General features: G+C 32.7%; 8 protein-coding genes and 1 pseudogene. All 9 read right to left on the reverse strand.

The genetic code is table 11. The features are described from left to right. Positions 1 to 78 precede the first annotated feature (78 nt). Entirely contained in the window at positions 79 to 1,737 is a 1,659-nt protein-coding gene (locus tag RQ893_RS06960; RefSeq protein WP_311482328.1) for a glycogen-branching protein, read from the reverse strand. A 21-nt stretch (positions 1,738 to 1,758) separates the two neighbouring features. After that, positions 1,759 to 2,349, reverse strand: a complete 591-nt coding sequence (locus RQ893_RS06965; RefSeq protein ID WP_311482329.1) for a glucosaminidase domain-containing protein — start codon at positions 2,347 to 2,349, stop codon at positions 1,759 to 1,761. A gap of 179 nt (positions 2,350 to 2,528) precedes the next feature. Continuing rightward, positions 2,529 to 3,107 (reverse strand): orotate phosphoribosyltransferase, encoded by a 579-nt coding sequence (gene pyrE, locus RQ893_RS06970; protein ID WP_311482330.1) that lies wholly within the window; start codon positions 3,105 to 3,107, stop codon positions 2,529 to 2,531. Positions 3,108 to 3,115: 8 nt separating this feature from the next. Then, entirely contained in the window at positions 3,116 to 4,015 is a 900-nt protein-coding gene (locus RQ893_RS06975) for a dihydroorotate dehydrogenase (RefSeq protein ID WP_311482331.1), read from the reverse strand. Beyond that, positions 4,015 to 4,731: a dihydroorotate dehydrogenase electron transfer subunit gene (locus tag RQ893_RS06980; protein ID WP_311482332.1), complete on the reverse strand. Its 717-nt coding sequence runs from the start codon at positions 4,729 to 4,731 to the stop codon at positions 4,015 to 4,017. Before RQ893_RS06980 ends, RQ893_RS06975 begins: the two co-directional genes overlap by 1 nt. After that, entirely contained in the window at positions 4,718 to 5,581 is an 864-nt protein-coding gene (gene pyrF / locus RQ893_RS06985) for an orotidine-5'-phosphate decarboxylase (RefSeq protein ID WP_311482333.1), read from the reverse strand. Before pyrF ends, RQ893_RS06980 begins: the two co-directional genes overlap by 14 nt. Beyond that, positions 5,565 to 6,758, reverse strand: a complete 1,194-nt coding sequence (locus tag RQ893_RS06990) for a dihydroorotase (RefSeq protein WP_311482334.1) — start codon at positions 6,756 to 6,758, stop codon at positions 5,565 to 5,567. The genes pyrF and RQ893_RS06990 overlap by 17 nt, the downstream gene beginning before the upstream one ends. Positions 6,759 to 6,760: 2 nt before the next feature. Continuing rightward, positions 6,761 to 7,189 (reverse strand): aspartate carbamoyltransferase regulatory subunit, encoded by a 429-nt coding sequence (locus RQ893_RS06995; protein ID WP_311482335.1) that lies wholly within the window; start codon positions 7,187 to 7,189, stop codon positions 6,761 to 6,763. Continuing rightward, a pseudogene (locus RQ893_RS07000) lies at positions 7,182 to 7,692 on the reverse strand (aspartate carbamoyltransferase); the annotation flags it as partial. The pseudogene RQ893_RS07000 and the gene RQ893_RS06995, both read right to left, overlap by 8 nt.

A 7,692-nucleotide genomic window follows, 5' to 3' on the forward strand; every position in this document is an offset into this window, starting at 1 on the left:
TTACATTCCGCTTAAAATATTATTAAATTATTCCGTGTTTACGGGTTCAGGTCAATTACTTCCTTGTTATTTTTGATTTTACTTTTCAATTTTAAATATAGCAGATCCAAAAGCTTCGATACCTATTTCTTCGCCCTTATTAACCCTACCGTTAATGTTTCCACTACCCTCATATTTTAAATCATTAGTGTTAATAATTTCATTAAGATTATAAGGACTTGGTATTTCATAACCTATATCAGTAAAGTTCACTATTACTAAATATCTTTCCTTTTTATAAATTCTTTCATAGGCATATATACTATATCCATCCACATCAAAAATCTTAATTTCAGATTCATCTTCATTTAAAGCCTTAGTTGATAAGTATATTTGTGTCATATCTTTAAAATAATCATTAAAATTCTTATTTTTAATTTCATCCAAGTTAAACTCATCGTAAATTGAAAATGTCCTCATATTAGCAAGCTCATCTCCCATAAAAACAAGCTTTGATGATTTCAGAGTCATCAAAAAGGTAAATAAGGTTTTTAGTTGGCTAATTTTCCTATCTTCTGAATACATCTTCATAGCAAGATTGGCTTCGTTTAAGAAACTATCAACATATGAAAAACCAAATATCTTAGAAGATGAACCGTTTTGAATTAAGTTTCTAATATATGCTTGATAATAAGCTCTTTCCATTGGTGTTCTTTGGAAAACTTCAACTATTTTTCTAAATTCACTATCAAATATTAAATCATAGCCTAGACCCAAGTCATCATAAACACCATTAATACCAGCAATTGAATAAGACTTGTTCGCCTTAATCAAAGCGTTGATTTCTCTAATTAATATAAGCCAAGACTCATTGATTCCCCTATTTCTATCTCCCTGCCAATAAATCATATTCTCAGCTGATGGAAAATATATACAGTCTACTCTCAACTCTTTTATATAATAATTTACTAGGGATAGCAAATAAGATTTAACTAAATTTTTTTCTGGATCAAAATTTTTAGCTCCAAAGTAATTGAATTTTATATTGTCATAGTCATAATTATATAGGTTTGTTCCATCAAATTTGTCTAAATATAAGAAATCAGGGTCAAATTCTGCTATATCTAGCTCAACTATTACTCCTATTTTTTCCTTATGGAGTAAGTCAACGTAATACTTAAAATCATCAATACCTCCATATCTTTCCGAAAAAGCAAAAAGCCCATTAGATGAATATCCCATCTGTTTATAATTTTTGTATTCACTTATAGGCATTACTTGAACATGGGTAAAGTTGTTTTCTTTTATATGACTAATTAAGTCTTCATAGACTTTTTTCTTGTCATCTTCTCCTCTAAACATAGAACCTAGATGAATTTGATAAATATTTTTGGGCTTGTTAGATACTTTTTTATATTTAAATTTATAGGAGGAATTTTCAATCACTGATACTTCTTCATCAAGAGATATTTTTCTAGAGAATGGATCTAATTTTTTATAAAAGTTGCCATTCTTATCTTCAATAAAATACTGGTACTTATCACCATCTTTTACCTCATCTATAGTAATTGAAAAAACACCAGTAGAATACTTTCTAAGTGCAGCTTTTTCCCAATTATTAAAATCTCCAGCTAAATAGACATTCTTCGCATCTGGAGCAAGAACCCTAAATATATAATTCTTATTATTTCTTCTATGTGCACCGAAAAATTCATATCCATCGGCAGATATGCCATTCAAATAGTCTCTTGTATTCATTTATTAAACCTTTCTCTAGCTTTAATCATACTCTTCATAGCCTTTTATCATGGCTCTTGTTACTTCTATCATCATCCAATCAACTTTTTTAGACCAATCAGGGTCAGTTGCATAAAGAGTTCCTATACCTTCAGTAGAAATCCCATTATAAAACTTGCCTTTTTCATTTAAATATTCATTCTTCAAATGTTTGGCGACAGTGAAAATAGATGCTCTTTCACTATCGAAATCTGTTGCTAAATTATAAGGATCTTGGTCAACGGCGTTAAAACCAAATAAATTTTTCTTTTCCAAAAATAGCTCACTGGTACCATTTCCTGTCTCATGCTTGGCCATGGCCATAAGTAAGATTGGATTTACTCCTTCTTGTTCACTTGCATCCTTAAAGTCTTTCTCAAGACCAAGAAGGTTTGTCCCAACAAGCCCCCAACCTAATTCCTCCTTAGAGAACTGAGTTGGATTTAAAGGATAGAAATCACTTTTTTCAGAAAGCTTACTAGAACCCTTATCAATAAAATTATCTAAATCTTTTTTTAATTTTTCAAATCTTACATCTCTCATATCTTTTAAATTCATCGCCTCTTCAGAGATTTGCTTTAATCCTAAAAGCAAATTTTCTCTCCTATTGACTTTGACTTCACTTGCACAAGTCCTATTAACTTGTCCAAAAAAAGGCAAAATTAAAAGCATTAAGAAAATAAAATTACTAATAAATTTCTTTTTATATACCATAAGTCTCCCTTATATATAAAATATATATTAATAAAATTATATGCTTAATGCTGTATTTATCAAGCTTTCATTTTTCTTGATCCAGGCTTGACTGCTGGAATATCCTTTAAGTGGTCTGGTAAATCATCTGGATCCCAGGCGTTTACCTCTATTTTAACAGCTGAAATTAAAGGAAGTCCATTAATTTCATCTAGGTGTGATCTATTTACAATAGATGTAAGCGCTACAACTTCACCACCATGTTCTCTTATAACATCAACTGTTTCAAAAGACGATTTGCCAGTTGTAACTACATCTTCTACAATTATAACTTGCTGTCCTTCTTTAATCTCAAAGCCACGTCTAAGTGTCATTTCGTTGTTTTCTCTTTCTGTAAATATTGCATCAACACCAAGAGCTCTAGCAACTTCATAGGCAATAATAATTCCACCCATAGCAGGACCGACGCAAAGATCAAATTTTATACCTGCAGCTTTTATTTTTTCAGCAATGATTTTTGCAACCTCTTCACAGTATTTTGGATTCTGTATAAGTTTTGCACATTGCACATACTTATCAGAGTGTTTACCACTTGATAAAATAAAGTGGCCTTCAAGTAGGGCATGAGATTTTTTTAATAATTCAATTGTTTTTTCCATAATTTCTCCTATAATATTCCAACTATATCACTTATCTTGCTTATATTATTATCAGCACAATATTTTTCAAGATTATCAATTATTTCAATCATGGTTTCTGGCTTTGAAAAATTTGCTGTTCCAACTTGAACGGCAGATGCTCCAGCCATCATAAATTCAAGACAATCTTCAACATTCATAATTCCACCCATAGCGATAACTGGTATATCAACAGCATGAGCCACTTCATAAGTCATTCTTAAAGCTATAGGCTTAATAGCAGGCCCAGAAAGTCCCGCAGTTTTATTGTTAAAAATAAATTTTCTTTTTTTTATATCAATAGCCATGGCATTAAAAGTATTTACAAGGGATACGGCATCTGCTCCACATTCTTCTGAAATTTTTGCAAATTCTCCAATGTGAGTTACATTTGGTGAAAGTTTTACAATCAAAGGATGCTTAGTTTCCTTTCTTACAAGACTAATAACTTCCCTAGCTTTTTCTGGATCTGTACCAAAAGCCATCCCACCTTCTTTGAGATTAGGACATGAAATATTAAGCTCAATCATATCCACATCAGCCTTATTAAGCTTAGCAGCACCAATCCTATAATCATCATAAGAATGACCGCCAAGATTTGCTATGACAACTGTGTCATACTTTCTCATAAAAACCAATTCGTTTTCAATGAAGTGGTCAACTCCAGGATTTTGAAGACCAATCGAATTCATAATTCCTGCTGGGGTTTCGTAGATTCTTATGCCAGTATTGCCGGGATTTTTATTTAAAGTAAGGCCCTTAGAAGAAATTCCTCCAAGCCTATTGAGGTCTATGTAGTCTTTGTACTCTTCCCCGAAACCAAAGGTGCCACTTGCAGCTATTATCGGATTTTTAAAATCAACGCCTGCTATATTAACTTTTAAACTCATTAAAAAATCCTTTCTGCATCAAAAACTGGGCCATCTTTGCAAACTCTGACAAAGTCACCATTCTTGTCCTCTACAGTACAGCCAAGGCAAGCACCAATCCCACAACCCATATGGGCTTCCATAGATACTTGAATTTTAGCCTTGTTATTTTTCTCACAGAGAGCTTTAAGCATTGGGTTTGGTCCGCAAGCGTAGATAAGGTCATAATCATCAGTATTTAGCTTATCAAGAATGAAGATTCCTTCATCCCTTTCAGAGCTTGTTACAATCTTATTTACATAAGGTTTAAATTCATCTACAAAGTAAGGGTCTGCTGCAAATCCACCATAAAAATCTGCCTTAATGTCTAGATTTTTGGCAAGTTCTAATAATGGAGCAATTCCGATTCCTCCAGAGACAATAGCAACCTTTTTATCATTAGTTTTCACAAAACCATTGCCAAGAGGGCCTAGGATTGAAACCCCGTCTCCCTTTTTAAGCTCCGCAATTAAACTTGTTCCCTTGCCTACAACTTGAACTAAAAATATTAGCCTATCTTCCCTTTGATCACAAACACCAAAAGGCCTAGCAAGTATTGGGTCTTGTCTAAAAGAATCTGCCCTTAGCATAAAAAATTGGCCTGGTTTAGCTGATAAATTTATATCTACAGATATTTTTATAATTCCTGGTGCAATTTCAACATTTTCTAAAACTTTACATGGTCTATAGGCTTGCATTCTTAGCTATTTCCTTATAAGTTTCTATTGTTTTCTCTCTAGCATACTTACCGATATTTGCTGCCCCATCTTCATAATTCATCCAATTTTTAAGGATAGCTCTAGAAGAATTTACGACACCTGCGTTCAAGTTTTCCATTAAGTTATAAACATTCTTACTATCAGCAGCTTGGGCACCAAAACCAGGTATTAGGAAAAACATCTTATCATATCTTTTTCTAATTTTTTCTACTTCTTCACTATGAGTTGCTCCTACAACCAAGCCAACAGGTCCAAAACCTGATTCTCCAATATAATTTTCGTTTAATTCCCTTAGCTTATCGCCAATTGTGTAGAAAAGTTCTTCGCCGTTGGTTTTCAAAACCTCAAAATCATTAGCCCCTGGATTTGAAGTTCTTAATAGAACGAAAATTCCTTTCTCCCCTGATTCTAAATAAGGAAGATATGGGGAAATAGAATCCATACCCATGTATGGATTTAGGGTAATAAAATCAACTTCAAAGTCACCTTCAAAATGAGCTTTAGCATACATAGTGGCAGAAGCAGCTATATCGCTTCTTTTAACATCCCCTATGGTTAGTAAATCTAGACTTCTTAAATAATCTAAAGTGTTTTTGTAGGCAAGCATACCTTCAAGTCCATAAGATTCGTAATAAGCTATTTGTAGTTTATAAATGGAGCAAACATCCTTGGTTGCGTCAATTATTTCCTTGTTATAAGCAAAAAGAGCTTCGTGGATTTCCTTTCCTTCTTTCATAGAGTCAGGAATATAGTCCATAGATGTATCAAGACCTACACAAACAAAGCCCAATTTTGCGACCCTTTCATATAATTTATCTATTATTTTCATATTTTAATACTCCTTTTCTATAAACTCTTTCTATAGAACCATAAAGAGTTCTGCCTATCATAAGAGAATTTTTAGACTTAGATAAAATGTCTTCTTCCCTATATACATATGATTTATCTAGATCAACAAGTGTAAAATCAGCAAGGTAGCCTGGTTCAAATTTACCTTTTTTGATATTTAGTAAGTCTGATGGCTTAGTTGACATTATTCTTACTAATTCATTTAAAGATATAAGTCCCGATTTAACCAAGACTTCATAGCAAGTAGAAAAAGCTGTTTCTATTCCTATAAAACCTGGTGCACCCTGACTTTTTTCCTTGGCTGAGTGTGGGGCATGGTCAGTTGATATCGCATCAACATAACCTTCCTTAATCATTTTGAGTAAAAACTGTCTATCTTCTTCCCTTCTAATTGGCGGATTCACCTTCATTTCTTCCCTAGATTTATCTGAAAAATATAAATGATGTGGTGTAACTTCACAAGTAATCTTTGCACCTAGATCTTTAAAATACTTAATAGCAGTCATTGCGCCCTTGGTTGAAACGTGGGAAAAGTGTACAGGCATATCTAATTTATAGGCATAATAACAATCTCTGATTGTCATAGCGTCTTCTGCCACTTCATAATCAATTGCAGAAACTTTTGCTACTTCTTCATGGAGAGTCATATTTATACCAAGCTCTTTTGCCTTTCTCATAGCCATATACATCACAGCTTCATCATTAACACCATGTCCATCATCTGATATGAATTTGACAGAATCAGGAATAGTAGCAAGATGATCTAAGGTTTTGCCATCAAAATTTTTGGTAATGGTATAAACCTGGTCAATACCAATTAAATCGAGGTCTCTTCCCCTTTTCATGATATCTTCATAAACTTCTGGGCTTGACACAGTTGGCTTAGTGTTTCCCATCAAGAGTACATTAGTATAACCACCTTTGAGGGCAGCCTTAGAACCAGTCTCCAAGTCTTCCTTGTAGGTAAAACCTGGATCTCTAAAATGAACGTGAAGGTCTGTAAAAGATGGAAGTAGAGCGAGATTATTACAATCAATAATCTCGTCTGCTTCTTCTTTCAAGAATTTTTCAACTATTATTCCATTTTCAACATATAAGTCATTTTTAGAAATTTTTACGTCATCAAATCCGTAAAAATTTGTGAAAATTTGCTTCATCCTTATTCTTCCACATCATAAATGTGACCACAGAAGGCACACTTATATGTTTTTTCTTCCTTGTTTATTAGGATAAACTCACTTTGAACATCTCTTTCACTTGTAGATACACATTTTGGATTCTGACAAGTTAGGATATCAACAGCCTTTTCTGGTAGTTCTAATTGAAGTTTTTTAACTACTTTTTCATTTTCTATAATATTTACAGTTGCAGTTGGGTCTATGATTGAAACAGCATCAAGATTTATCTCGATGTTATTTGCAATTTTTAGGATATCTTTTTTTCCAAACCTTGTAGAAGAAGCGTTCAAAATTATTGCAACTTCATTTTTTAAATCTTTTAAGTCCAAAAGATTGTATATTTGCATACCAAGTCCTGCTCTAATATGGTCTATTACTATTCCGTCTTTAATACTAGTGATCTCAATCATTGTTTGCCTCCAATAATTTAATAATTAGTGCCATCCTAACATACATTCCAAACTTAGCTTGCTTAAAATAAACAGATCTTGGGTCATCATCAACGTCTGTCGCTATCTCATTAACTCTTGGTAGTGGATGCATTACAATCATATCTTTTCTAGCTCTGTTCATTTTTTCCTTATCTAAGATATATGAATCCTTTAATCTAGTATATTGGGCATCAGAATAAAATCTTTCTCTCTGAATCCTTGTCATATAGAGGATATCAATCTTATCTATTACCTCATCAAGGCTTCTAACTTCTTCATACTCTGAATTTTCATCAAATACTTCTTCTTTTACATATTGTGGAAGTTTTAGCTCTTCTGGAGAAATTAATATGTATTTATTTCCCTCAAAAAGATTTAAAATTTTTATTAAAGAGTGAACTGTTCTGCCGTATTTTAAGTCACCACAAATGCCTATAACATGGTTATCAAAGCTTTCTTTGTAGTTACTAATTGTTAGCATA

Source organism: uncultured Anaerococcus sp. (assembly GCF_963510915.1).
GTDB lineage: Bacteria > Bacillota > Clostridia > Tissierellales > Peptoniphilaceae > Anaerococcus.

What these genes read in the sequence shown, in the direction of transcription:
- RQ893_RS06980 (WP_311482332.1), bottom strand. Translation starts at nt 4,731, where the DNA reads ATGCAAGCCTATAGACCATGTAAAGTTTTAGAAAATGTTGAAATTGCA.
- pyrF (WP_311482333.1), bottom strand. Translation starts at nt 5,581, where the DNA reads ATGAAAATAATAGATAAATTATATGAAAGGGTCGCAAAATTGGGCTTT.
- RQ893_RS06975 (WP_311482331.1), bottom strand. Translation starts at nt 4,015, where the DNA reads ATGAGTTTAAAAGTTAATATAGCAGGCGTTGATTTTAAAAATCCGATA.
- RQ893_RS06995 (WP_311482335.1), bottom strand. Translation starts at nt 7,189, where the DNA reads ATGATTGAGATCACTAGTATTAAAGACGGAATAGTAATAGACCATATT.
- pyrE (WP_311482330.1), bottom strand. Translation starts at nt 3,107, where the DNA reads ATGGAAAAAACAATTGAATTATTAAAAAAATCTCATGCCCTACTTGAA.
- RQ893_RS06990 (WP_311482334.1), bottom strand. Translation starts at nt 6,758, where the DNA reads ATGAAGCAAATTTTCACAAATTTTTACGGATTTGATGACGTAAAAATT.
- RQ893_RS06960 (WP_311482328.1), bottom strand. Translation starts at nt 1,737, where the DNA reads ATGAATACAAGAGACTATTTGAATGGCATATCTGCCGATGGATATGAA.